Source organism: Ditibartonella apis, from assembly GCF_001952075.1.
In the GTDB taxonomy this organism is placed as follows: Bacteria; Pseudomonadota; Alphaproteobacteria; order Rhizobiales; family Rhizobiaceae; genus Bartonella; species Bartonella apis.
The window spans coordinates 1-24860 of the sequence record NZ_LXYU01000004.1 but is presented as its reverse complement, the minus strand read 5'-3'; the positions used below and the strand labels follow the sequence as shown (position 1 = coordinate 24860).

20 protein-coding genes and 1 tRNA gene are annotated in these 24860 nt (G+C 46.2%); 6 read left to right on the top strand and 15 right to left on the bottom strand.

The annotated features are described in order from the left end of the window. The first annotated feature begins 111 nt into the window (after positions 1–111). Positions 112–1578: a D-alanyl-D-alanine carboxypeptidase gene (locus PEB0122_RS09245; protein ID WP_075916914.1), complete on the top strand. Its 1467-nt coding sequence runs from the start codon at positions 112–114 to the stop codon at positions 1576–1578. Positions 1579–1613: 35 nt separating this feature from the next. Then, complete coding sequence (locus PEB0122_RS09240) at positions 1614–1889, top strand: hypothetical protein (protein ID WP_075916912.1); 276 nt, start codon at positions 1614–1616, stop codon at positions 1887–1889. 89 nt (positions 1890–1978) lie between these two features. Here PEB0122_RS09240 and PEB0122_RS09235 read toward each other — a convergent pair whose 3' ends face one another. The 3 genes from PEB0122_RS09235 to PEB0122_RS09225 all read right to left on the bottom strand — a co-directional run bounded on the left by PEB0122_RS09235 (position 1979) and on the right by PEB0122_RS09225 (position 4836). Further along, on the bottom strand, positions 1979–2410 hold the full coding sequence (locus tag PEB0122_RS09235; protein ID WP_075916910.1) for a DUF1489 family protein: 432 nt from the start codon (positions 2408–2410) through the stop codon (positions 1979–1981). A 10-nt stretch (positions 2411–2420) separates the two neighbouring features. After that, positions 2421–3818: an L-serine ammonia-lyase gene (locus tag PEB0122_RS09230; protein WP_075870842.1), complete on the bottom strand. Its 1398-nt coding sequence runs from the start codon at positions 3816–3818 to the stop codon at positions 2421–2423. A 340-nt stretch (positions 3819–4158) separates the two neighbouring features. Beyond that, on the bottom strand, positions 4159–4836 hold the full coding sequence (locus PEB0122_RS09225; RefSeq protein ID WP_075870843.1) for a nitroreductase: 678 nt from the start codon (positions 4834–4836) through the stop codon (positions 4159–4161). 96 nt (positions 4837–4932) lie between these two features. On the opposite strand from PEB0122_RS09225, the gene PEB0122_RS09220 reads away from it, so the two are divergent. Continuing rightward, complete coding sequence (locus tag PEB0122_RS09220; protein ID WP_075870844.1) at positions 4933–5901, top strand: acetyltransferase domain-containing protein; 969 nt, start codon at positions 4933–4935, stop codon at positions 5899–5901. A gap of 43 nt (positions 5902–5944) precedes the next feature. Here PEB0122_RS09220 and PEB0122_RS09215 read toward each other — a convergent pair whose 3' ends face one another. Continuing rightward, positions 5945–6331, bottom strand: a complete 387-nt coding sequence (locus PEB0122_RS09215; RefSeq protein WP_075870900.1) for a MerR family transcriptional regulator — start codon at positions 6329–6331, stop codon at positions 5945–5947. A gap of 421 nt (positions 6332–6752) precedes the next feature. Here PEB0122_RS09215 and PEB0122_RS09210 point away from each other — a divergent pair, with 421 nt between their 5' ends. Next, positions 6753–7139: a hypothetical protein gene (locus PEB0122_RS09210; protein ID WP_075870845.1), complete on the top strand. Its 387-nt coding sequence runs from the start codon at positions 6753–6755 to the stop codon at positions 7137–7139. Positions 7140–7174: 35 nt separating this feature from the next. On the opposite strand, the gene PEB0122_RS09205 is transcribed toward PEB0122_RS09210, so the two are convergent. Then, the gene (locus PEB0122_RS09205; protein WP_083639853.1) at positions 7175–7978 is read right to left on the bottom strand and encodes a FadR/GntR family transcriptional regulator; all 804 of its coding nucleotides are present in this window, start codon (positions 7976–7978) and stop codon (positions 7175–7177) included. 312 nt (positions 7979–8290) lie between these two features. Continuing rightward, positions 8291–9490, bottom strand: coding sequence for an L-2-hydroxyglutarate oxidase (gene lhgO / locus PEB0122_RS09200; protein WP_075914327.1), 1200 nt, complete (start codon positions 9488–9490; stop codon positions 8291–8293). A gap of 183 nt (positions 9491–9673) precedes the next feature. Here lhgO and PEB0122_RS09195 point away from each other — a divergent pair, with 183 nt between their 5' ends. Next, positions 9674–10984 (top strand): MFS transporter, encoded by a 1311-nt coding sequence (locus tag PEB0122_RS09195; protein WP_075914326.1) that lies wholly within the window; start codon positions 9674–9676, stop codon positions 10982–10984. A gap of 654 nt (positions 10985–11638) precedes the next feature. Beyond that, on the top strand, positions 11639–12025 hold the full coding sequence (locus tag PEB0122_RS09190) for a VOC family protein (RefSeq protein WP_143238556.1): 387 nt from the start codon (positions 11639–11641) through the stop codon (positions 12023–12025). A 107-nt stretch (positions 12026–12132) separates the two neighbouring features. On the opposite strand, the gene rpoC is transcribed toward PEB0122_RS09190, so the two are convergent. The 9 genes from rpoC to PEB0122_RS09145 form a co-directional block, all read right to left on the bottom strand. Next, a complete protein-coding gene (rpoC, locus tag PEB0122_RS09185) occupies positions 12133–16341 on the bottom strand; it encodes a DNA-directed RNA polymerase subunit beta' (protein ID WP_075916908.1) in 4209 nt (1402 codons plus the stop codon). Between the two features lie 149 nt (positions 16342–16490). Then, positions 16491–20630 carry a DNA-directed RNA polymerase subunit beta gene (rpoB, locus tag PEB0122_RS09180; protein ID WP_075916906.1) on the bottom strand — a complete coding sequence of 1380 codons (4140 nt, stop codon included), beginning with the start codon at positions 20628–20630 and terminating at the stop codon, positions 16491–16493. A 359-nt stretch (positions 20631–20989) separates the two neighbouring features. Next, complete coding sequence (rplL, locus tag PEB0122_RS09175) at positions 20990–21361, bottom strand: 50S ribosomal protein L7/L12 (protein WP_075870849.1); 372 nt, start codon at positions 21359–21361, stop codon at positions 20990–20992. A gap of 99 nt (positions 21362–21460) precedes the next feature. After that, positions 21461–21979: a 50S ribosomal protein L10 gene (gene rplJ / locus PEB0122_RS09170; protein WP_075916904.1), complete on the bottom strand. Its 519-nt coding sequence runs from the start codon at positions 21977–21979 to the stop codon at positions 21461–21463. Positions 21980–22292: 313 nt separating this feature from the next. Continuing rightward, positions 22293–22994: a 50S ribosomal protein L1 gene (rplA, locus tag PEB0122_RS09165; protein WP_075870851.1), complete on the bottom strand. Its 702-nt coding sequence runs from the start codon at positions 22992–22994 to the stop codon at positions 22293–22295. A 4-nt stretch (positions 22995–22998) separates the two neighbouring features. After that, the gene (gene rplK, locus PEB0122_RS09160) at positions 22999–23427 is read right to left on the bottom strand and encodes a 50S ribosomal protein L11 (RefSeq protein WP_075870852.1); all 429 of its coding nucleotides are present in this window, start codon (positions 23425–23427) and stop codon (positions 22999–23001) included. A gap of 167 nt (positions 23428–23594) precedes the next feature. Next, positions 23595–24125, bottom strand: a complete 531-nt coding sequence (gene nusG, locus PEB0122_RS09155; protein WP_075870853.1) for a transcription termination/antitermination protein NusG — start codon at positions 24123–24125, stop codon at positions 23595–23597. A gap of 19 nt (positions 24126–24144) precedes the next feature. Further along, positions 24145–24357, bottom strand: a complete 213-nt coding sequence (gene secE / locus PEB0122_RS09150) for a preprotein translocase subunit SecE (RefSeq protein WP_075870854.1) — start codon at positions 24355–24357, stop codon at positions 24145–24147. Between the two features lie 380 nt (positions 24358–24737). Beyond that, positions 24738–24813: transfer RNA gene (locus PEB0122_RS09145), tRNA-Trp, on the bottom strand. Between the last annotated feature and the right edge of the window lie 47 nt (positions 24814–24860).

Below are 24860 nucleotides of genomic sequence, written 5' to 3'. Positions count from 1 at the left end.
ATTCCCTTATAAATAAATTGGTAACGCTGTCAGACTAGTGTTCGGCAAAACGAAGCGACAGGGGATAACTCTGACGCAAATTCTGTTTGGCGAATTCAAGGGTTATTAAAAGTGCAAAGAGCCTACCAAAAAGTAGCTAATTTTATAAAAAAAGCCGCCATTGCAACATTCGTATTCTCTTTTTCGGTCACTGTAGCACACGCTGCTCCGCAAAGTGCCTACGCCGATAAATATGCAGCCATCGTAATTGATGCCAATACCGGACGAACACTGTTTGAAGTGAACGGTAACGCCCGGCGCTATCCGGCATCACTTACAAAAATGATGACACTTTATTTGCTTTTCGAAGCGATGCAATCCGGCCGCGTTACGCCAAACACGCCGATTCCGGTTTCTGCTTACGCGGCCTCGCGTCCTCCCACAAAAATCGGTTTCAGACCCGGTCAAACAATTCCCGCCGAACTTGCGGCGAAAGCACTGATAACAAAATCGGCAAACGATGTCGCAACAGCAATTGGTGAATATCTTGGCGGTTCCGAGCCCCGTTTTGCCCAGATTATGACAGCAAAAGCACGCCGACTTGGTATGATGAATACCAATTTTGCCAACGCTTCCGGTCTGCCGGACGAAAACAACTATTCGACTGCTCGCGATCTGGCCATTTTGTCACTTGCTTTACGCGAACATTTTCCGAAACAGTATGACTGGTTCAAGACGACAAGTTTTCAATTTCGTGGACAGACCATCAACGGACACAATCGCCTTGTTCGCGACATGAAGGGCGTCGATGGTATTAAAACCGGTTACACACGCATGTCGGGATCAAATCTGGCAACATCCATGCGTCTTGACGGGCGTTCGATCGTCGCAGTTGTCATGGGCGGACGTTCGTCAGCTTTACGTGACGTGCATATGGCCGAACTTTTGCGCCGCTATTTACCGGAAGCCAGTCGCGGAAAAACGCGCGCTCCTCTCATAGCTGCAACGCAATATGATCTGCCGGAAGCACATAAAGCTCCGATTCCTGCTGCTAAAGCCGACGCGCCCGTTATTGTTGCCAGTGCAAAGGCTGTAGCAACCCCTGCAAAATCCGACACCACTGCCGTCAAGACAGATGAAATCGCAACGCTTAAAAATTCGTCGGATGTCAAAAGTACGGCAAAAAGCGCCGATGTTTTGACCGCACTCGCAAATACCTCTGCAAAGGCAGCTCCGGCTGTCGAACAAGTCAATCAGGCGGTTGTTTCGAAACCTCAAGAAAAATCAACAGCGCCAAACGCTATTGATCCGGTCATTACCGCATCGGCTCCGGCGAACGGAGGTTCCGGGCAGAATGGCTGGGCAATCCAGATCGGTTCGTTACCGAACCAGCAACAGGCAACCGATATGCTTTCCAGCGCAGCAGATGCCGCACGCACCGCCCTTTCGAATGCCAAACCTTATACCCAAATCTTCGACAAAGACGGGCAACGTTACTATCGCGCCCGTTTTGTCGGTTTTAATACAAAAAAATCGGCTTGGGACGCATGCGCTGTTTTAAAGAAAGCAAATTTTAACTGCTATGCGATAACACAATAACAATGTCTGAGTTTTGCGTAAAAGGTAATCGAGCTATGGCAAATGCAACTGATATGGCCTCAAACTTCCGTTCTCTCGGCCTTGAAAGCCCTCTTCTCACATTACGGTCGCTACAACAGGCGGCATTAAAATTGCACGGCCTTAAAGCTGCCCCGAACGGTCTGAACACCCGTTCTCTTTTGGGGCTTTTGATCTGCCAGACCCAGCGAAACCGTCGCATGGCATTACCACCGGTTCGAATCCACCTTCGTTTGGCAAGTCCTCGCGGATCATTCGGAGTAAAACTTCGCCTCGGATCTACTAATATTTAAACCTGCTCTGCCTATATTTAAAAAATCAGCACAGTTTGAATGCCAGCACTGTTCGAATGAAAGATACGACGAAGACAATAGCGTCGCGGCTATAACAGCCCCAAATCGGCAAGTTCCTGTTTCAAGTCGGGAGGCAACCGATTTTTGCTATTGTCGAGATCATCCTTCGGGGCTTCATCGGCTTTTAGATAACGCCAGCCTTGAAACGCTCTCCGTGGCTGCCATTCCGTCGGAACAATTTCCGGTTCAAGCACAAGTTTGCAACGACGAACACCTTCATCATCAGTAAATGGCCGTATATCCAGAAATTTTTGTCGGCATTGAATATTGCCTTTCATAACCCAATAGAGTGAACCACCATCAAGAAGTTCGTCAATCTTTTTGGGTACCATACGCGTGATATGATATTGTTCCTCCCTTTCGCCCGACGCACGTAACTTTCCGAAGCGGAAATCGATCCAGGCTTTAAGCTCCTCTATCGAAGAACAACCAACGCATAATTTTACCATGTGAAGCGTCATGTTGTATGATTTAACAATCCGTAACGTTCACCGCAAGACCGCCTTTGCTCGTTTCTTTATATCTGTCGCTCATATCATGACCGGTTTCCCGCATGGTTTTGATACAAGCATCCAATGTAACAAAGTGGCTTCCATCACCGTGAAGCGCTAGCGAAGCAGCGGTAACCGCCTTGACCGCTCCCATCGCGTTCCTCTCGATACACGGTACTTGAACGAGACCTGCGACAGGATCGCACGTCATTCCCAAATGATGTTCGAGCGCGATTTCAGCAGCATTTTCGATCTGCTTCGGTGTACCTCCCAAGGCTGCTGTCAAGCCGGCTGCCGCCATCGACGAGGCAGATCCGACCTCCCCCTGACAGCCAACTTCTGCTCCAGAAATCGAGGCGTTATATTTAATAATTCCGCCTATCGCGGCGGCCGTTAAAAGAAAATCGCGTATGCCGCTCTTTCCCGCCCCTGCACAAAAACGCAAATAATAGCTGAGCACAGCAGGTATGACGCCCGCAGAGCCATTTGTCGGTGCTGTTACGACACGCCCTCCTGCGGCATTTTCTTCATTCACCGCAATGGCATATGTTGATAGCCAGTCATTTGCAGCCAAAGGGCTTAACTGGTTATTTTTACTATCATGAACAAGCTTTTCGTAAAGCTTTTTCGCCCTCCTTTTTATGTGGAGGCCGCCCGGCAATTCTCCGTCATGGCTGAGCCCGCGTTCAACACATGATTTCATCGCAAAAAATATATTGTCTAATCCCTCATCAAGCTTTTCACGAGATACAAGCGTTTCTTCATTGGCGCGTTTCATTTCGGCAATTGTCAAACCCGACTTTGCAGCCATTTCCAACATAACGCGTGCGCTCGCGAAAGGGTAAGGCACTGCTCGGTTGTCACTTGTATTGGTAATTTCAACGCGGTTGATCTCGTCTTCGGTCAAGACAAAACCGCCACCGATCGAATAATAAACGCGACGCAAAAGAACATTTTGCAACTCGTCAAGGCCTTCGAAAACGAGGCCATTTGTATGCCCCGGCAGAGGTGTTTTTCGATCGAACACCAAGTCTGTAGAAGGATCGAACCTGTAAGCGGGATGGCCTTCGGGGTGGACTTCCTTTTTTTCGCGAACCGACCGGACAAGGCCATCCATTGCATCGGGATTGACGGTCGATGGCGTTTCGCCGAGTAAACCGAGTATAACCGCACGATCGGTAGCGTGACCTATTCCGGTAAAAGCGAGTGACCCATGGAGCGACGCTCGCAAATGCACAATTGAAGAATGGGTCGGTTTCGGCCAATTATTCGAGAGAATTTCTTCAAGGAACATATTGGCTGCCGTCATTGGTCCCATTGTATGCGAGCTCGACGGGCCTATTCCGATTTTAAAAAGTTCAAAGACTGAAAGAAACATAGGATTAAACGAACACATCAATATTCAAAGTGATGTGACCTCGAACAAAAGAGATGACTTTAAAAACCGACAGTCAGATAAACAATCAGGATAATCGCAACGAGAGCTATCGTTGCTTTAATAGCGATGCTCCAACAAGATTTTTCAATGATTTCATCCATAAAGCACCTTCAAAGCCGGTGAAATAACCAACATATGTTGTGAATGGTGCATGCTATAACTGTGAAATGCGAAATACACAATGATAAAAAATTATTAATAAAATTTTCTTTTCCACAAAATTTTATTAGCGGTCAACCAAGCTTTCGGACTTAAGAATAAGGTATCCTCGCCACATAATTCACTCGATAAAGCGAACGAAATCCTTCAAAGGCGCGCGTTCTGTAGGAAAGTTGTTTTCCGGTGCACTCTCATCCCTATATCCTAAAGCAAGTCCGCAAATAATTTGCCTTTCCGGGGAAATATCAAGCTCTTCCGATATTGTTTTGTGATATTCTGAAAACGCTGCCTGAATACAGCTATCAAGGCCAAAGCTACGGGCAACAAGCGCGATTGTTTGGATAAAACCTCCAAGGTCAAGCCAACTTCCAAGCTCCATATCGCGATCCATCGTAAAAATAAGACCTACGGGTGCTCCGAAAAACATAAAATTTCTGGCTTGTTGGCGTTCGATTTTGCTCCGTTCGCCACGTGCTATACCGAGTGAACGGTAAAGATCCCAGCCAACTTTGCGCCGCCTTGCCAGATAAGGCTCGCGCCATGATCTGGGATAGAATTGATATTCAGGCTCTTCTTTTATTCCTGCGACCGACATATCAAAAAGTTTCCGACCAAGCTTTATTAATGCTCCATTATGGAGCACGATGACTTGCCAAGCCTGAATATTGGCTCCGGAAGGTGCGCGCGAAGACAACTCCAGTATCTCTTCTACCAATTTCCGGTCGACATCTTTTTCAAGGTAAGCGCGAATTGATTTGCGGCTTTTCACAACATCATAAAAGTTTTCGATCTTTGCCATTTTAAACGTTTCACCCACAGGAAATTGCGTAAACCACTCTATTTCAGACAAGCAAAGCTTGAACTTTATGATAAATAGATAGCAAAGGATGCCAATATGAACCAGCCTGAAACGATTAAAAAGCGATTACAAAAGGTTGATCTCTTCCGTGGACTTGCTCTCCTCGGCATGGTCATTTACCATTTCAGTTGGGATTTGAGCTATTTTTCCTATATAGCGCCGCAAATTCCGGCCGAAGGCAGTCTGCGTCTGCTCGCACGCGTTGTGGCCTTTTGCTTTCTGTTTATTTCGGGATTCAGTCTGTTCCTCGCCCAAGGTAAAAAACTCCATCCTAAGGCATTTTCCCGTCGTCTGCTTATTATCATTCTTGCTGCATTTCTTGTGTCACTTGCTACCTATTTTATAATGCCGCAAGGCTTTATCTATTTCGGCATATTGCACGAGATCGCTTTCGCAAGCGTTATCGGGCTGTTTTTTCTCTACACTCCGATCTGGTTGAATTTTATAGCACTTGCGATATTTGTAATTTTGCCATTGATGTTCAAATCCGATCTATTCAATGCCCCTTATTTTTTGTGGCTGGGACTTTCGACTTATCCCCGCCCTTCATTCGACTATGTTCCTGTTTTTCCGTGGTTTGCTGCGGCACTTCTTGGACTGACAGCCGCACGCATTTGCTATTGTTTTGACCTGCTTTCCTGTTTGCAAAACGGCATTGCTCCACATTGGCTCAACACATTTCTTCAGCTAATCGGCCGCCACAGTCTGATATTCTATCTCGTTCACCAGCCAATCTTGCTTGCTGTTTTATATTGCATTTCTCTTATCTTCCCTCCTTCACCCGATGCATTGCGAGCACCAATGGAAAATGCCTGTGTCAACGAATGTCATCAAAGCCAGCCCGATAACCGCTTATGTACCAATTTTTGTGGCTGCGTATTTGACAAAATGGAGGAACAGAACCTTATTCCGGCTTTCTCGAAAGGTGAAATAACCGAGGACGATGACCGGCTACAAAAGCCTGTCAATGAATGCTGGGGGAAAATTATAGGTAAAATGGAATAACATTGGTAAAATTTATGACCAAGCACGGTGAAATAACGTTCACTTAGCGATTGACATCACGTTCCGCCAAGCGCTCGAAACAGATTTCTTCAATCCGCTCGAGCTCGTGAAGTGAATCATCAATATCACGGCGCATCTGTCGCAAATCCTCACGTTTTTCTTTAATCTCTTGAAGGACATTTTCCACTTTGATGGCGTCATCAAGCGGCGCATTCGTAACAGTGAGCAGCGAGGCAATTTCAGCCAAGGAAAAATTAAGTCGTTTGGCCCTGAATATCTGTTGAAGACGATGACGATCAAGCTCGGTGTAAAGCCGGGTACGACCACGACGCATCGGAACGATTAATCCTTGATCTTCATAATAACGCAATGTCCGCGTTGTTACCCCAAACTCCCGTGTGAGTTCACCTATCGAGTAATATTCATGCATATGCTTACCAGACAAGGCATTGTCGTAAATTCGTCGAGCCTCAAAATGTTTCCCTTTTTCTTCTACAATAGCTTCCAAAAGCAATGATGCAATAGAGCGCCGATAAAAAACCGCGTCAAAGTTGAATTATATGTTTAAAACTGCCGGCCAAAAAACAGCAGTCATAATTTTACGACTAGTGCCAGTCGGGCAATAAATGCCCGATCATACTTTCGGCTTTCCAATATATAGTTCGAGTGAGACCACTGTTCCAATCAGTAAAAAGGGGTGAATTTCGATCGCTTTTTGACAAGCAATAGGAGTATGGGCACATCGTTTTTAACCGAAGTGATGCAATTATGCTCTACAACAAGTTTAGAATTCCGTTTAATGTATGAAAATTACGAAGTTTGATCATTCACTCCTTCTGAGGTGTGCCATCATGCATAAAAAAAAATGGATCGTTGGCATCGTCGTAGTCATTATCATTGCCGCTATTCCTTTATCGTTCGATAGCCTTGTCAACCAACTTGGCCGCTCGGAACTTTATGCATTTGCGCAAGATAAGAATTACTGTCGTACAAAGAGCTGCGACGAAGGCATTGCTTATGTGACAGAGCTTCTTCACAAACAATCAGGCATCGACGAAAAAGATGTGCCATGGTGTATGGCCACAAACCGGATTTACTATACAGACCTTTATTCTCTCAACGGTTTGAAAGTGAAATTTACCAACTGGATGTATGAAACTTGCGAACGTCACGAGCTCACGCTTGACGACGCAAATATAGAGATCGGCGACCACGATCACGACGAGAACGATCATTGATCTGACTAGAAATGCGATTTTAAAAATCAGCTAGATTAATTAAAAATGGAAAGCCTGATAGCCGACCGTTCCAAATGTTTTAGCATAGCGTTACCCGCTTTATCTTTATCGCCGTTCAATATTGCCTCGGCAATTGCCCGATGTTCCTTTTCCGCGGCTTGAAACGCTCCAGCCACTTTGCTTGTGTTCCCATGAGCAAGCTTCAAAAAATCCGTCATTGTTTCGTGCAATTTTTCTAAAACCAATACAAAAAGCGGATTTCCACTTGCTACGGCAATAGCTTGGTGGAACCTCATATCTGCTTCCACACGCTGGTCAAGATCGTTACCTGCATTTTCCAGAATTGCTATCTCGCGATCAAGACGGGCAATATCGTCATCCGTACGTCTTTGTGCAGCAAATCTGGCCGCGGCAACTTCGATGACACGCCTTAGCTCCATCACATGAGAGGGTTCTATACCCGAATGAAAATCGAGTTTTAAAAATTCTGCCGGGTTATTCGGCTTGATCACAAAAGCTCCGCGGCCCTGCTGTGTTCTGATCAGTCCTGTTTGTTTCAAACGTGCAATAGCCTCCCGCACCACTGCCCGGCTGACCTGAAAACCATCAGAAAGTTGTTGTTCGGTCGGCAGTTGATCCCCAACGGCCAAGTTTCCGGACGTAATTCGGGAACGCAACACATCAACGATCTGATCTGCCAATGTCGCTCTTCTTCTTACTGGTGGATAATTCGTCGTATCGTTTGAGTTACCGTTTGTCGTAGCGGCTTTTAAATTATTTTTGTCCATCACCCGAAACTCTTCTTTTGGTTCACCCGCCAGAACTTGCAACATAGCCATTGCAACTCCAATTTACGTAATTTTTTCAACAAAACAAGAATTTACCGTCTGACGACTCTGAAAATTGACCTCACTCTAGCCATTTTTCTAATGAGCATCTCAACACCAATGAATTTTTACTTCCAATAATTTTTTCCAAATAAACTTCATAAAAATATTTCGACACCCAATATTGTCCTTCAATTTCAAGCGATGGAAATGATTTGTTGGAAATTCAAAAATAATATTTGTCATATTTCAAATATAAAATTTTATACAAAATACTTTCGTTTATTTTGAGCTTTAACTTTCAATGAAGATAATTTTATCGTTTTAAACATCCATTTTCTCAACGAGAGAAACGATGTGCCGACCGATCGGTAATGATGCAGTAGCTGCTGGTGAAGGTGCATTGCAAATATGTATCATACGTGCCGTCTGTCTTATCAAGAAGTCATGGACCATTTCTCCATTGGACAAAACTGCTTGAGCCCTTATACCTGAAGGATAAGGCTGCAAATCTTCAATTTTCAGTTCGGGACAGTATTTCTGACACAACTTGAGATATTGTTTCGGCATAAAACTGCTTTCCAGCTCGGAAAAAGCCGACTTTCTATTGTTCCACAATACGTGCCAGAGACCGGCAAAAGACACCATTGATAGGGCATCTTTAAAATTGAAAGCAAATCGGGAATATTTCTCGCGTGCCAGTGCCAAACATGCGTTGGGCCCGACAGTAGTAGCACCATTAATCATTCTTGTTAGATGAACTCCCAAAAACGGAAGGTCGGGATCAGGTACCGGATAAATAAGATGTTTGGGCAAATTTTTTAAGCGCGATGACAAACGAAAATAGTCTCCACGAAAAGGGATAATCTGGAAATCTATCTTCAAACCTGCCATTTTGGCGAGGCGATCCGCCTGTAATCCACCACAGACAATGAGATATCGAGCTTCTATAGTTCCGGAAGAACTGCCTACAACGACACAATCCGTTTTTTCTGCTATAGCCAAACATGCCGTATTGTAGCGAATTTCTCCCCCCAAACGAATAATTTCATTCGCCATTGCTTTACACATACCGGGATAATCGACAATACCGGTATCCTTAACAAGCAACCCGCTTACACCCGAAATAGATGGTTCGTTTTCCCTTATCCATCCCTTGTCCACTCTTTCGAGATTTAAACCGTTTTTAGTTGCTCGTTGTTCGAGTGCATCAAGCCGTTCGAGTTCTATCGGGTTGGTAGCAACAATCAGTTTACCGCATTGTTCAAAACGGACATCATGCGACTTGCAAAAAGCGATAGTCGCTGCCAATCCCTCTTTACAAAATTGCGCTTTTAAACTGCCAGGAGCGTAATACACGCCTGCATGAATGACCCCGCTATTATGCCCGGTTTGATGGAACGCCGGCCCCTCCTCCTTCTCAATGAGGACGAGTTTCTTTTGCGGATATTTTTGCAATAGCTGCATAGCGGTCGACAAACCGACAATTCCGGCACCGACAACACAAAAATCATAAACTGCCACTTGTTTCCTCCCGAAAAATTGACCGGATTTTCCATTTTGATAATTATCAAATTGACTTGTCAAGTTATCATACAACATGATAACTGGCAATATTAATCGCGATAAAGTTGAGTGGTCGTTTTACATTAGCGCATACCATTCACACGCTAGAGGACAACGTTCGCGGTATGGGAGGAGCTTGAGATGAGTGTAATAATCGGTGAAACAGAAGTTGAAGCAAAAAAGCGCAATAGAAAAGTTGCGACAGCCACAATCGTCGGGTCGATGTTGGAATGGTATGATTTCTATCTGTATGCAACTATGGCATCAATCGTATTCGGCCGTGTATTTTTCGACAGTTCCGACACACAATCAGCCACATTGAAAGCGTTTGCCACTTTTGCGATCGGTTTTCTTGCTCGGCCAATCGGCGGTATGTTCTTTGGATATTTCGGAGATCGTTACGGTCGTAAACAAATGTTATTTGTGACATTTTGTATGATGGGAACATGTACCGCCCTGATTGGTCTCATCCCGTCTTATGAAAAGTTGGGCATCTGGAGTGCGGTTCTACTTGTCGCAATAAGAATTATTCAAGGGCTTGGAGCCGGTGCAGAATTGGCAGGAGCGGCTGTAACCTCATATGAACACGCCTCGAAGACCAGACGTGGAAGGCAAGGTGCCTGGCCCGCTTTAGGATTAAATCTCGGGCTTCTTCTATCTTCGGGAATTATCTTTATACTCACTATTCATGGTGATGATTTTCTACTTTCCGGTGGGTGGCGAATACCCTTTCTGTTGTCGATTGTACTCGTTTTTGTCGGCTTATGGGTTCGCAGTCAATTACCTGAAACACCCGAATTCGTTGATATGAAAAAGGAACACACCCAACACAACACGCCTTTGAAAGACGTATTCAAATATAGTTACAAAGGTCTGCTAGTCGTCTTTTTCGTTGCTATCGGATACAATGCATTAAGTTATATTTTTAAAACTTTTTCACTCGCTTACCTTGTCGAATATCAGCATGTAAGTGCGAAAACCACATCACTTTCGATAACAATTGCAAGCTTCATAGCCATTTTTTCCGTTCCTGCATTCGGCTGGTTATGCGATCGTTGGAGTAGCAAAGCTGTTTTGGCTACTGGTGGTATTCTCTCTATCGCCTTTGCTTATCCCTTCATGATGTTGCTTGAAAGCGGCAATCACCTTCTGATCTACCTTGCACTTGCTATCGCTACAGGTATCCTGGCGCCGATGATGTTTGCGCCGCAAGGATCATTTTTAAGCCGTCAATTTCCTGTCGAAACCAGATCCACAGGTGTCGGAACGGGTCGTGAACTCGGAACAGCAATTGCAGGCGGTTTGGCACCAATGAGCGCCTTGGGGCTCGTCGCAGCTTCACCGAACAATTCTACATCCGCAGTGTCTTTAATTTTAATGTGCTCGGCAATCATTGTCGTCGTCGCCGTTCTTTGCGATCAAGGGAAACGATACACCAAGTTCAAGAACTAGCGTTTTCCGGCAAAAAGTTTCATCAGATATCCGTTTTTGGAAGTTCTGTCCCCGTAATAGCATTAATTGCAGCTATACCGACGGGGACAAAACTTAACCAATCGCAACCCGTGCGACGATTTTCAACCTCGCGACGACAGATCACTATTTCGCTTTGAACTTCCGAAATGATTGAACTTTTAACAATATATAGTGGTGGTCATCCGCGAGAATAACGCCAATTACTGTTCAAACGCCCCTAAGCCACGCAAATTTTAGCAAGATATGCGTTTACTGTTTTACTGGTGACATTCGTGAAACCGGCACCCGCAAGCTTATCTATTAAACAACGACCGTTTTCGGGTAGCAAAAGTATAGGAAAACCGAAGGGAAAATTGTTGCAATTGGTTCCAGTCAAAATTTCCATTAATTCAGGTTCTTTTTTTAACGATTTATTTCGGTTACTCAATCATTCTTTTGAAGGTGAAAGATACAATTTTCCATATAAATATTTAATTTTCCAATTCATTACATCGTTTCGAGCGCTAAATTTTCCACTCGTAAAAGATTTTAAACACCGAATTTATGTTTCTTGAAACAATAGATTTTAATATTTTTAAAACGTCTGAAACAATTTTATTCATTGTTATCTATTTTCAAATTTACCGGAGGCCCATTATGTTCATAGATCACATTGATCATATCGTGATGACTTGTTTCGATCTCGAAGCAACCAAGCGTTTTTACACGGAAATTCTGGAGCTTAAGCTCGAAGTTTTCGGAGAAAATCGTTTTGCACTCCGCTTCGGCAATCAGAAGATCAATCTGCATCAATATGGCAAAGAGTATGACCCCAAGGCTCACCTGCCCGTTCCGGGTAGTTTGGACCTCTGTTTCATATCAAAACTTCCTATCGATGAAGTCATTACTCACCTGAAAAAGAACAACTGCCCTATTGTTGAAGGTCCAGTCGAGCGAACCGGCGCAAAAGGAAAAATACGTTCGGTTTATGTGCGTGATCCGGACCTGAATTTGATCGAGATTTCAGAATATCTACAATAAATATCTACATTAAAATCTGAAAAGCGGTGCAATCGCTTATTTGTTTCAAATGCCAAAATAAAAAAGCCCGGCAAAAAACCGGGCTTTTTATTTATTTTAATATGAGCTTATTCAGCGGCCGGGCGTGTCATGTCGGACAACATGGCATTTGCTTTTTCACCACCACTTGCCTTGCGATGTTCGTCAACGATGAGATCGTCACGAGCTGTGGCAATACGACGGATTTGGGCAATTGTGCCACCGGTACCGGCCGGGATAAGGCGACCGACGATAACGTTCTCCTTCAAGCCCTGCAACGTATCGATCTTTCCGGCAACAGCGGCTTCGGTAAGCACGCGTGTTGTTTCCTGGAAAGATGCAGCCGAAATAAATGACGGAGTCTGCAACGAAGCTTTGGTAATACCCAACAGAACGGGGTTACCGCTTGCCGGTTTCTTACCTTCTTCAATAAGCCGGTCATTGACCTCCTGAAGCTCTATCCGGTCAACATTGTCACCCGGAATATAACTTGAATCACCTGAATCGGTAATTTCGACCTTCTGCAGCATTTGACGAACGATAACTTCGATATGCTTATCGTTAATCACGACGCCCTGGAGACGATAAACTGACTGAATCTCGTTGACGAGATAAGAAGCCAAGGCTTCGACGCCATTGATTGCCAGAATATCATGAGGTGCCGGATTACCGTCAAGGATATAATCACCCTTTTCAATCTGGTCACCATCCTGCAGATGGAACGGTTTACCCTTCGGAATGAGGTATTCCACCGGTTCAACCGTGTCGTCATTCGGTTCGATTGTGATACGCCGTTTGTTCTTATAGTCGCGCCCGAAGCGGATGGTGCCATCAATTTCTGCAATAATGGCATGATCCTTCGGACGACGGGCTTCAAAGAGCTCGGCAACACGCGGAAGACCACCGGTAATATCCTTTGTCTTGGCGCTTTCCATCGGCAAACGACCAATGACGTCACCAGCCTTCACATGAGCGCCCGGTTCAACCGAAAGAACGGTCTCCACAGACATCATGTAGCGGGCATCGCCTCCCTTGGAAAGCTTGGCGATCTTGCTGCCTTTCTTATCAGAATAGATAACAATGGCCGGCTTCAGATCTGCACCGCGCGGGTTAGCACGCCAGTCGATAACCTGACGTTTGGTAATACCGGTCGATTCATCGGTCGTTTCTGTAACAGATAGACCGTCAACCATATCTTCGAACCCGATATAACCTTCAACTTCGGTCATGATCGGACGGGTATACGGATCCCACTCGGCAATACGTTGCCCGCGTTTAACGATGTCACCATCGTCAACAAAGATGCGAGCACCATAGGTAATGCGGTGTGAAGCGCGTTCCTTGCCGTTTTCATCCTTGATAAGAATGGCCATATTACGACCCATAACGACCAGATGGCCTTCCGAATTGCGAACAACCTTACGATTGCGTAACTCGACCTTACCTTCATAGGATGCTTCCAGATAAGAGGTATCAACAACCTGTGCGGTCCCGCCCAAGTGGAATGTACGCATTGTCAGCTGTGTACCAGGTTCACCAATCGACTGAGCCGCAATGACGCCAACCGCTTCACCCTGATTGACCGGTGTACCACGTGCCAAATCACGACCATAGCACTTGGCGCAAACGCCAACACGGGTTTCGCAAGTCAGAGCCGAACGGATCTGGACAGACTGGATGCCGGCAGCTTCAATCTTGGCAACATCGGCTTCCTCGATCATGCGGCCACCTTCAACAATAACTTCACCCGTGGTCGGATGAATAATATCATGAAGCGCGGTACGACCAAGGATACGTTGACCGAGAGAGGCGACAACCTGACCAGCATCGACGATGGCCTGCATTGTCAAGCCTTTATCTGTTCCGCAATCGACCTCGGAGATAATGGCGTCTTGTGCAACGTCGACAAGACGACGGGTCAAATAACCGGAGTTCGCAGTCTTCAAAGCTGTATCGGCAAGTCCCTTACGGGCACCGTGTGTCGAGTTAAAGTACTCGTTCACGGTCAAACCTTCCTTGAAGTTGGAGATGATCGGCGTTTCGATGATTTCGCCCGAAGGCTTTGCCATCAATCCGCGCATACCACCCAACTGCTTCATCTGGTTCGGCGAGCCACGAGCACCGGAGTGGGACATCATATAAATCGAATTCATCGGTTTTTGACGTCCTGTTACAGGATCGAATTCAACCGCCTGAATACGTTTCATCATCTCGTCAGCGACGCGATCGGTGCATTTACCCCATGCATCGACAACTTTGTTATACTTCTCGCCCTGCGTAATGAGACCATCATTATATTGCTGTTCATATTCCTTGGCCAAAGCCTCGGTTTCCTGAACCAGTTTTGCTTTGCTTTCCGGAATAACCATATCGTCCTTGCCGAACGAAATACCGGCACGGCAAGCATTGGCAAAACCGAGAGACATGATGCGATCGCAGAACATGACAGTCTCTTTTTGCCCGCAGTGGCGATAAACATGGTCAATCATCTTGGAAATGTTCTTTTTAGTCATTTCCTGATTGACAATGTCGAATTTGATATTCGGATTCTTCGGCAAAGTTTCGCCAATGATAAGGCGACCCGGTGTTGTATCGTATATTTTGGACACAACATTACCATCCGCATCGAGGCTCTTGACACGGCCTTTGATCTTTGTGTGAAGCGTCACAACTTTGCTATCCAAAGCGTGCTGCAATTCACCCATGTCACCGAAAGCCATCCCCTCGCCCGGTTCATGTTCGCAGACAATCGACAGGTAATAGAGACCGAGAACCATGTCTTGTGAAGGAACAATAATCGGCGCGCCGTTAGCCGGATGCAGAATATTGTTTGTCGACATCATCAAAACGCGCGCTTCAAGCTGGGCTTCAAGCGACAGTGGAACGTGAACGGCCATTTGGTCGCCGTCGAAATCTGCGTTAAATGCCGTACAAACCAGCGGATGAAGCTGGATTGCTTTACCTTCGATGAGGGTTGGTTCAAAAGCTTGAATGCCCAAGCGGTGCAAGGTCGGAGCGCGATTCAAAAGAATTGGATGCTCACGAATAACTTCTTCGAGAATATCCCAGACTTCTGGACGTTCTTTTTCAACGAGCTTCTTAGCCTGTTTGACAGTTGAGGAATAACCTTTTGCGTCAAGGCGTGCGTAGATAAACGGCTTGAACAGTTCCAAAGCCATTTTCTTCGGCAGGCCACACTGATGCAATTTCAGTTCAGGTCCGGTAACAATAACCGAACGGCCTGAATAGTCGACACGCTTGCCGAGCAAGTTCTGGCGGAAGCGCCCTTGCTTTCCTTTCAGCATATCCGACAGAGATTTCAGCGGACGTTTGTTGGCACCCGTAATCACACGACCGCGACGACCGTTATCAAACAGAGCATCAACAGCTTCCTGCAACATACGCTTTTCATTGCGTACGATGATGCCGGGAGCGCGAAGCTCGATCAGACGTTTCAAACGGTTGTTACGGTTGATCACACGGCGATAAAGGTCATTCAGGTCGGAAGTCGCAAAACGGCCACCATCCAACGGAACCAACGGACGTAAATCCGGCGGAATAACCGGAATAACTTTCATAATCATCCATTCCGGACGATTTCCCGATTCAATGAAGTTCTCAACGATTTTCAAACGCTTCATCAATTTCTTGATTTTCAGGTCTGATGTCGTCTCTGCCAGTTCGGCACGCAAATCCGCAGCAATTTTCTGCAAATCCATCGCGGCGAGCAACTCATAAATAGCTTCGGCACCGATCAAAGCAGTAAACTGATCGGGACCGAACTCGTCGACAGCCATCATATATTCTTCTTCGGAAAGAAGCTGATGCATCTTGAGCGAGGTCAAACCCGGTTCGGTAACAATATAGTTTTCAAAATAAAGAACGCGCTCGATATCCTTGAGGGTCATATCAAGAAGCGTACCGATGCGGCTAGGCAGCGATTTCAAAAACCATATATGTGCGACAGGAGCAGCGAGTTCGATATGCCCCATACGTTCACGACGAACACGTGAAAGGGTAACTTCAACTCCGCATTTTTCGCAAATAATGCCTTTATACTTCATGCGCTTGTACTTGCCGCACAGACATTCATAGTCTTTGATCGGCCCGAAAATACGCGCGCAGAAAAGCCCGTCACGTTCTGGCTTGAACGTACGGTAGTTAATGGTCTCCGGCTTTTTGATTTCGCCATAAGACCAGGACAGAATCTTCTCAGGGCTGGCGATTGATATCCTGATGGAATCAAACGTCTGTGTAGGCGCCTGAGGATTGAAAAGATTCATGACCTCTTGGTTCATGCCGTTCTCCTTCAGGGGTTTTACTAAAAACCCGTTGCGATAGTCGATTTTGCCAATTGATGAACAAAAACCTATCTCAATAGAAATCTATTTGGTTAGGCTTAACAAAAGCCAATAGAGGTGCGCCCCTTTCGGGCGCACCCTCTCGATTACTCGGCTGCATCCGGCAAGTTTTGCTGCTGAGCCAATAATTCACGAGTATCATCGAGCTCGACATTGAGCCCAAGAGACCGCATTTCCTTAACCAGAACGTTGAAGCTTTCCGGTATGCCGGCTTCAAACGTATCATCTCCACGAACAATCGCTTCGTAAACTTTGGTACGTCCAGCCACATCATCCGACTTCACTGTCAGCATTTCCTGCAAGGTGTAAGCGGCACCGTAAGCTTCCAGTGCCCAGACTTCCATTTCACCGAAACGTTGACCACCGAACTGTGCTTTACCACCCAACGGCTGCTGGGTAACAAGCGAGTACGGACCAATCGAACGGGCGTGAATCTTGTCGTCGACCAGATGGTGCAGTTTAAGCATATAAATATAGCCCACTGTCACCTGACGATCGAAAGGTTCACCGGTACGGCCGTCAAACAACTGAACCTGTCCTGAAGTTGCAAGCCCTGCTTCCTTCAACATATCGTTGATATCGGCATCATGTGCACCATCGAAGACCGGAGTCGAAATCGACACACCATGGCTCATCTGGTCAGCAAGACGAACAATGCTCGGGTCGTCGTAATCACGGATCGGCTCGTTACGGTCATTATCGGGGATAATATCCTCGATACGTTTACGCAACGGCTTGATATCTCCGCCTTTACGATAAGCATCCAGCAATTCACCAATCTGCTTACCAATACCGGCACAAGCCCAACCAAGGTGGGTTTCAAGAATTTGCCCGACATTCATGCGGCTCGGAACACCCAGAGGGTTCAACACGATATCAGCGTGTGTACCATCAGCAAGGAACGGCATGTCTTCAATCGGCAAAATGCGCGAAACAACACCCTTGTTTCCATGGCGGCCTGCCATCTTGTCACCTGGTTGGATTTTGCGCTTAACCGCGACAAAAACCTTGACCATTTTCATGACCCCGGGAGGCATCTCGTCACCACGCTGGACCTTTTCGACCTTGTCCATGAAGCGACGTTGAAGAGCATCCTTGGATTCGTCGTATTGCTTGCGCAATGCTTCGATCTCGCCCTGGAGCTTTTCATCCTCAACGGCAAATTGCCACCATTGGGAACGCGGAAATTCATTCATGACAGCTTCATTAAGGCTGGTGCCTTTCTTGAAGCCCTTAGGCCCTTCAATAGCTGTTTTTCCATTCAGCATATCGATAAGGCGTGCATAAACGCTGCGGTCCAGAATGGACTGTTCGTCATCACGGTCCTTGGCCAAACGCTCGATTTCCTCACGTTCAATGGCCATAGCACGCTCATCTTTTTCAACGCCGTGGCGATTGAAAACACGAACTTCGACGACTGTACCGAAAGCCCCCGGAGGCATACGCATTGACGTATCACGAACATCGGAAGCCTTTTCACCGAAGATGGCTCGCAAGAGTTTTTCTTCAGGTGTCATCGGGCTTTCACCCTTCGGCGTAATTTTACCTACAAGAATATCACCAGGTTGAACCTCGGCACCGATATAAACAATGCCGGCTTCATCAAGATTCTTCAGTGCTTCTTCCGAAACATTCGGAATATCACGTGTAATCTCTTCCGGCCCTAGTTTTGTATCACGTGCAGAGACTTCATATTCCTCAATATGGATCGAGGTAAATACGTCTTCTGCAACCATCCGTTCGGACAATAGAACAGCATCTTCATAGTTATAGCCGTTCCATGGCATGAAAGCGACGAGAACGTTACGTCCAAGAGCCAAATCACCAAGATCGGTCGAAGGACCGTCAGCAATGATATCGCCCTTCTCGATGTGGTCGCCAACACGGACCAAAGGCCGTTGGTTGATACAAGTCGACTGGTTGGAACGTTGGAATTTATGCAAACGATAAATATCAACGCCCGACTTTGTCGGATCAAGATCCTGCGTTGCACGAATAACAATACGCGTTGCATCAACCTGATCAACAATACCGCCACGTTTGGCTGCAATTGCTGCACCGGAGTCACGAGCAACAATCGGTTCCATACCGGTTCCGACAAACGGTGCTTCGGCGCGAACCAGAGGCACAGCCTGACGTTGCATGTTAGAGCCCATCAAAGCACGGTTCGCATCGTCATTTTCAAGGAACGGAATAAGCGCTGCTGCAACAGAAACCAGCTGCTTAGGCGAAACGTCCATGAGATCGATGTTTTCACGCGGAGCCATCAACACTTCATTTGCATGACGACAAACGACGAATTCATCAACGAATTTACCATCATCGGTCAGGCTTGAGTTTGCCTGTGCAACATAGTGCTTCGACTCTTCCATTGCCGATAGATAGACAACTTCGCGGGTAACTTTGCCATCAATGATTTTGCGATATGGACTTTCGATAAATCCATATTTGTTGACACGGGCAAATGTTGCAAGCGAGTTGATAAGACCGATATTCGGACCTTCCGGTGTTTCGATCGGGCAGATACGACCGTAATGGGTCGGGTGCACGTCGCGGACTTCAAAACCGGCACGCTCACGTGTCAGACCACCAGGCCCCAATGCCGACAGACGCCGCTTATGGGTGATTTCCGAAAGCGGGTTGGTCTGATCCATAAACTGCGACAACTGGGATGAACCGAAGAATTCACGTACAGCCGCTGCAGCAGGTTTGGCATTGATCAGATCCTGAGGCATAACCGTGTCGATCTCGATAGAAGACATACGCTCCTTAATGGCACGTTCCATCCTCAACAGACCGATGCGATACTGGTTTTCCATCAATTCGCCGACAGCACGGACACGCCGGTTACCGAGGTTATCGATATCGTCGATTTCACCACGACCATCACGCAATTCAACAAGTGTCTTGACAACTGCCAGAATATCTTCTTTCCGCAAAATACGGATCGTATCCGGGCAATCAAGATCAAGACGCATATTCATCTTTACGCGACCAACGGCCGAAAGATCATAGCGTTCCGGATCGAAAAACAGCGAATTGAACATCGCTTCGGCTGTTTCAAGTGTGGGCGGTTCGCCAGGGCGCATAACACGATAAATATCAAACAGAGCATCCTGCCTACTCTGATTTTTATCGGCAGCAAGCGTGTTGCGGATGTAAGCACCGATATTGACGTGATCAATATCAAGAACATTGATTTCGTCAACGTTCTGGTCAAGCAAAACCTGAAGCGTTTTTTCGTCAATTTCATCGCCGGCTTCGAGATAGATTTCACCGGTTTGATAGTTGACAATATCTTCTGCCAGATAAGAACCGTAAAGATCGTCTTCGGTAGCCTTAATCTCTTTCAGGCCTTTCTCGGCAAGCATTTTTGCTGCACGAGCCGTAAGTTTCTTGCCCGCCTGGGCAACAACTTCTCCGGTATCGGCATCAACAAGATCGGCAAGCAACTTCATTCCCTTGTAACGTTCTACCGAATAAGGAATGCGCCAGCCATCTTTTACACGCTTGAAAGTGACCGTGTTGTAGAATGTTGACAGGATTTCCTGTCCATCCATACCAAGTGCCATCAAAATACTGGTAACCGGTATTTTGCGGCGCCGATCAATACGGGCATAAACGATATCCTTGGCATCGAATTCGATATCGAGCCAGGAACCACGATACGGAATAATACGTGCGGCAAACAACAGTTTACCGGAAGAATGGGATTTTCCTTTATCGTGGTCAAAAAATACACCCGGTGAACGGTGCATCTGCGAGACAATAACACGTTCCGTGCCATTGACAATAAAGGTACCGTTATCTGTCATAAGAGGCATATCGCCCATATAGACATCCTGTTCTTTGATATCTTTGATATCCTTGGAACCGGTATCTTCATCAATATCAAACACGATCAAACGTAACGTCACCTTAAGAGGTGCCGCATAAGTCAGATCGCGCTGCCGACATTCTTCAACGTCGAACTTCGGTGGATCGAATTCGTAACGGACAAATTCGAGCATGGATGCACCCGAAAAATCCGTTATCGGAAACACCGACTTAAATACAGCTTGCAAGCCTTCGTCTTTTCTTCCGCCTTCTGGTTCATCAACCATCAGGAACTGGTCATATGATGCTTTCTGAACCTCTATAAGGTTCGGCATCTTGGCCACTTCGGGAATCTTTCCGAATACCTTGCGTACGCGCCTGCGACCATTAAATGAAAGGGTCTGAGCCATCGTCGCTCCTCGATTTGCGCCTTTCAGGAGCTTTCACTCCTTACGAGCAATACATCATCAATCTGCATAAAGCAGACCAGTTCAAGTAGATCAAAAATGACCTACATCTTACTTGTTTTAAATCTACCACCCGAAAAGCCGGATGGAGATTGGCAACCCCCATGCAACCGGAGCGCCTTGTTTTCTCAAAGACCGACGATTAACCATCCAATCGTTAATTCTACTGTCATGTCCCTGAACGGTTTAAACCCGTTTCCTGACAGCCACCGAACTGTCAGGAAAAGGGTTCAATTCACTCGTTTTATTTCCACTCTTTTAAAGGGTGGAACCGGTGGGAAAACCCCACCGGTTTATCGAACTTATTTAAGTTCAACTTTGGCACCAGCTTTTTCAAGCTGTTCTTTAAGCTTCTGGGCTTCGTCTTTCGAAACACCCTCTTTAACGGGCTTCGGAGCACCTTCAACCAAATCCTTGGCTTCTTTAAGGCCAAGACCGGTGATGCCGCGAACTTCCTTGATGACGTTGATCTTCTGGGCACCGCCAGCAACAAGAATAACGTCAAATTCGGTCTTTTCTTCAGCAGCAGGAGCAGCAGCACCGGCAGCAGCAGCAACTGCTACAGGAGCAGCAGCAGAAACGCCCCATTTTTCTTCGAGCATCTTGGAAAGCTCTGCAGCTTCCAAAACGGTGAGGTTGGAAAGGTCTTCTACGATCTTTGCGAGATCAGCCATTTTTATATTCCTTCAAATAAAAGGTTTAACCAATTGTTTAACAGCGAACCGACTGAAAACGATTTTTATCCTTTTCGAATATCGGTTTGCGAAACAGCCTTAAGCCGCTTCGCTCTTGCGGGCATATGCGCCAATGACTCGTGCAACCTGACCAGCAGGTGCTTTGACAACTTGAGCAATGCGAGTAGCCGGCGTGGAAATCATTCCAACCAGTTTTGCACGCAACTCGTCGAGCGAAGGCAATGAAGCCAAAGACTTCACAGCATCCGCGTTCAAGTTGGTGGTACCCATTGCACCGCCAAGAATGACAAGTTTGTCATTAGCTTTAGAAAATTCGACAGCAATTTTCGGTGCTGTCACCGGATCCGAAGAATACGCAATCAACGTCTGTCCGGTGAACAGACCTGAAATTGATTCCGAATCCGTGCCTTTAAGAGCGATCTTGGCAAGACGGTTTTTTGCGACTTTTACGGAACCGCCAGCTTCACTCATTCTGGAACGGAGTTCGTTCATTTGTGAAACTGTCAGACCGGAATAGTGAGCCACAACGACAGAACCGGACTCTTTTAAAGCCCCATTGAGCCATGTGACGAATTCGCGTTTTTCCGCTCTATCCACTGTCTCTCTCCATTTAACAGGTTTATTTAAAAACCCGTCGGGTTGCCTTCGACAATAGGAACCATTCCTATCATCAGTGAGGATCCTGTCCCCTTTTTCATGCTTTCAAAGCACTCAAAGGCAACGCTGGTTCAAACCTTTTAGTCTCAAAAACATCCAGGTCATTACCCCAGTCTCATGCAGGCTCGAATTCTATTAAGACACTCAATGTGTCGCCCACAATCTCGGACAGGACATTCCGGGTTTCCCCGGTATGACCCGGGCTTCTTTTCAAAGCCCGGATTGGTACGCCGGCATAAAGCCGGTTAAATTCTTATTGCTCGGGACGAACCGAAGCCAAATCGATCTTGACACCAATACCCATTGTTGATGAAAGACCGACACGTTTCAGATAATCACCCTTTGCACCTGACGGCTTTGCTTTCAAAACCGCATCAGCAAAAGCTTTTACGTTTTGAGCAATCTGTTCGTTACTGAAAGAAGCCTTGCCGACACCGGCATGAACAATACCAGCTTTTTCAACACGGAACTCTACAGCACCGCCTTTGGAAGCCTTCACTGCAGCAGCAACATCAGGTGTGACAGTTCCTACTTTAGGGTTTGGCATCAAGCTGCGTGGCCCGAGAATCTTACCCAAGCGACCAACCAACGGCATCATGTCCGGAGTAGCGATACAACGATCAAAATCAATTGTACCACCATTTACTGTTTCGAACAAATCTTCAGCACCGACAATATCGGCTCCGGCCGCCTTAGCTTCTTCAGCTTTATCACCGCGTGCAAAAACCGCAACGCGTACCTTGCGTCCGGTACCATTCGGAAGATTAACAACGCCACGAACCATCTGATCAGCATAACGCGGGTCAACACCTAAGCTCATTGTGATCTCAATTGTCTCGTCGAACTTGGCTATCGCGCGATCCTTGACCATCTTAACAGCTTCATCAAGAGCGTAATACTTATTGAAGTCAACGCCCTCACGGATTTTCTTAAGTCTCTTTGCAATTTTTGTCATGATCTCAGCCCACCACCTGTAGACCCATTGAACGGGCGGAACCTTCAATCATACGCATAGCAGCTTCGACGTCATTCGCATTAAGATCTTTCATCTTGGCTTGCGCAATTTTACGAACCTTATCACGAGAAATCGTGCCAGCAACAGTCTTGCCCGGTTCTTTGGATCCGGATTTCAAATTTGCTTCCTTTTTCAAGAAATAGGAAACTGGTGGTGTCTTCATCGAAAATGTGAAAGACTTGTCCTGATAATAGGTTATAACAACCGGAATAGGAGAATTCTTTTCCATTTCCTGTGAAGCCGCGTTGAAAGCCTTACAGAATTCCATAATATTGATGCCACGCTGACCAAGAGCCGGTCCGATAGGAGGAGCCGGATTGGCTGCGCCTGCTGGAACCTGCAGCTTAAGCTGGCCTGCAATTTTTTTAGCCATAATAATCTGCCTTTTGTTATGCCGGAAATCCGGCGGTTTAATTGACCGGAGAACCGGCCTTGCAGTTTCGTGGTCTGGCTTTTTACAACCGGCTAAAGTTATAATCGCCTTCCACTATAAATTCCAAAAAACTCCCGCTTTTAAAGTCGTTCTATTGGAAAATATTTTTAGAGCTTTTCCACCTGCCCGAAATCAAGATCAACCGGTGTTGCTCTACCAAAAATTGAAACCTCGACTTTAAGTCGCGACCTTTCGTCTTCAACTTCCTGTACAATCCCGTTAAAGGAAGCAAACGGACCATCAGCAACGCGAACTTGCTCACCAACTTCAAATGAAACAGAAGACTTAGGCCGTTCAATCCCCTGCTTCACCTGATTAAGAATCTGTTCGGCTTCCCGATCGGTAATCGGCACTGGTTTAGAATCAGAGCCCAAAAAGCCTGTTACTTTCGGCGTGTTTTTGATGAGGTGATATACATCATCTGTCAAATCAGCACGGACAAGTACATAGCCCGGAAAAAACTTGCGTTCCGAATCGACTTTACGTCCACGACGAACTTCGACAACCTTTTCCGTTGGAACAAGAATCTCTTCAAACAGATGATCCAAGCCTTTCAGCTTCGCCTCTTTTTCAATAGCCTCTGCAACTTTTTTCTCAAAATTGGAATAGGCCTGAACAATGTACCAATGAGCAGCCACGGTTACTTTCCTTGAACTATTAGCTGAAAAGACGTTTCAAGAGATCAATGCTCTCCCAAACGCCAAAATTCATAATCTGGTCTGCGATAAAAAAGAATGCAGCTGCAAACGCTGCCATCAAAACAACCATTATAGTCGAAATTGTAGTTTCGCGACGTGTCGGCCAAGTAACCTTTGCGGTTTCGGCCCGAACCTGCTTGATAAAGGTAATGGGATTTGTCTTGGCAGCCATCACTTTTCCTACATTATTTTTCAAAAACTATCGCGAATCACAACGCCAACTTTAAACATGACAAAACCGCGAAAAGCCTTTTCATAAAGCCTCACGCGATTTCCTTGTTAACACTAAATAAAGCGTTATTCATAAAAACACAAGCCAAAACTTCAGTTAAAGCTCCACAGAGTTAAAAACATCGCGCCTTAAAATGTCCGATACCGGGTAAAACCTGCAAATAAGTACAGACAGCATCACCCGAAACATACCTAATCTATCTGCTTCGACCGCACACTTTATCTATCCTGCTTTGTCTGTCCCCTATTTTTAAGAATCGCACAAAACAGAAAACGCACCCCAGTGGATTCAAAAATAGACTACCGTTTTTACGAGGCAAATGGCAGGGGCAGTAGGGTTCGAACCCACGACCTGCGGTTTTGGAGACCGCCGCTCTACCAACTGAGCTATACCCCTTCACGAAAAGACAGACGCATTACAAAGTGATACGTCTGTCTTGTATC

Bases quoted from the DNA above. Each gene is read 5' to 3' on its own strand.
- PEB0122_RS09230 (WP_075870842.1), bottom strand. From the start codon at position 3,818: ATGTTTCTTTCAGTCTTTGAACTTTTTAAAATCGGAATAGGCCCGTCG.
- rplK (WP_075870852.1), bottom strand. From the start codon at position 23,427: ATGGCTAAAAAAATTGCAGGCCAGCTTAAGCTGCAGGTTCCAGCAGGC.
- rplA (WP_075870851.1), bottom strand. From the start codon at position 22,994: ATGACAAAAATTGCAAAGAGACTTAAGAAAATCCGTGAGGGCGTTGAC.
- rpoB (WP_075916906.1), bottom strand. From the start codon at position 20,630: ATGGCTCAGACCCTTTCATTTAATGGTCGCAGGCGCGTACGCAAGGTA.
- PEB0122_RS09215 (WP_075870900.1), bottom strand. From the start codon at position 6,331: ATGCATGAATATTACTCGATAGGTGAACTCACACGGGAGTTTGGGGTA.
- PEB0122_RS09235 (WP_075916910.1), bottom strand. From the start codon at position 2,410: ATGACGCTTCACATGGTAAAATTATGCGTTGGTTGTTCTTCGATAGAG.
- PEB0122_RS09205 (WP_083639853.1), bottom strand. From the start codon at position 7,978: ATGGCTATGTTGCAAGTTCTGGCGGGTGAACCAAAAGAAGAGTTTCGG.
- rplL (WP_075870849.1), bottom strand. From the start codon at position 21,361: ATGGCTGATCTCGCAAAGATCGTAGAAGACCTTTCCAACCTCACCGTT.
- secE (WP_075870854.1), bottom strand. From the start codon at position 24,357: ATGGCTGCCAAGACAAATCCCATTACCTTTATCAAGCAGGTTCGGGCC.
- rpoC (WP_075916908.1), bottom strand. From the start codon at position 16,341: ATGAACCAAGAGGTCATGAATCTTTTCAATCCTCAGGCGCCTACACAG.
- PEB0122_RS09240 (WP_075916912.1), top strand. From the start codon at position 1,614: ATGGCAAATGCAACTGATATGGCCTCAAACTTCCGTTCTCTCGGCCTT.
- PEB0122_RS09220 (WP_075870844.1), top strand. From the start codon at position 4,933: ATGAACCAGCCTGAAACGATTAAAAAGCGATTACAAAAGGTTGATCTC.
- PEB0122_RS09225 (WP_075870843.1), bottom strand. From the start codon at position 4,836: ATGGCAAAGATCGAAAACTTTTATGATGTTGTGAAAAGCCGCAAATCA.
- PEB0122_RS09210 (WP_075870845.1), top strand. From the start codon at position 6,753: ATGCATAAAAAAAAATGGATCGTTGGCATCGTCGTAGTCATTATCATT.
- PEB0122_RS09195 (WP_075914326.1), top strand. From the start codon at position 9,674: ATGAGTGTAATAATCGGTGAAACAGAAGTTGAAGCAAAAAAGCGCAAT.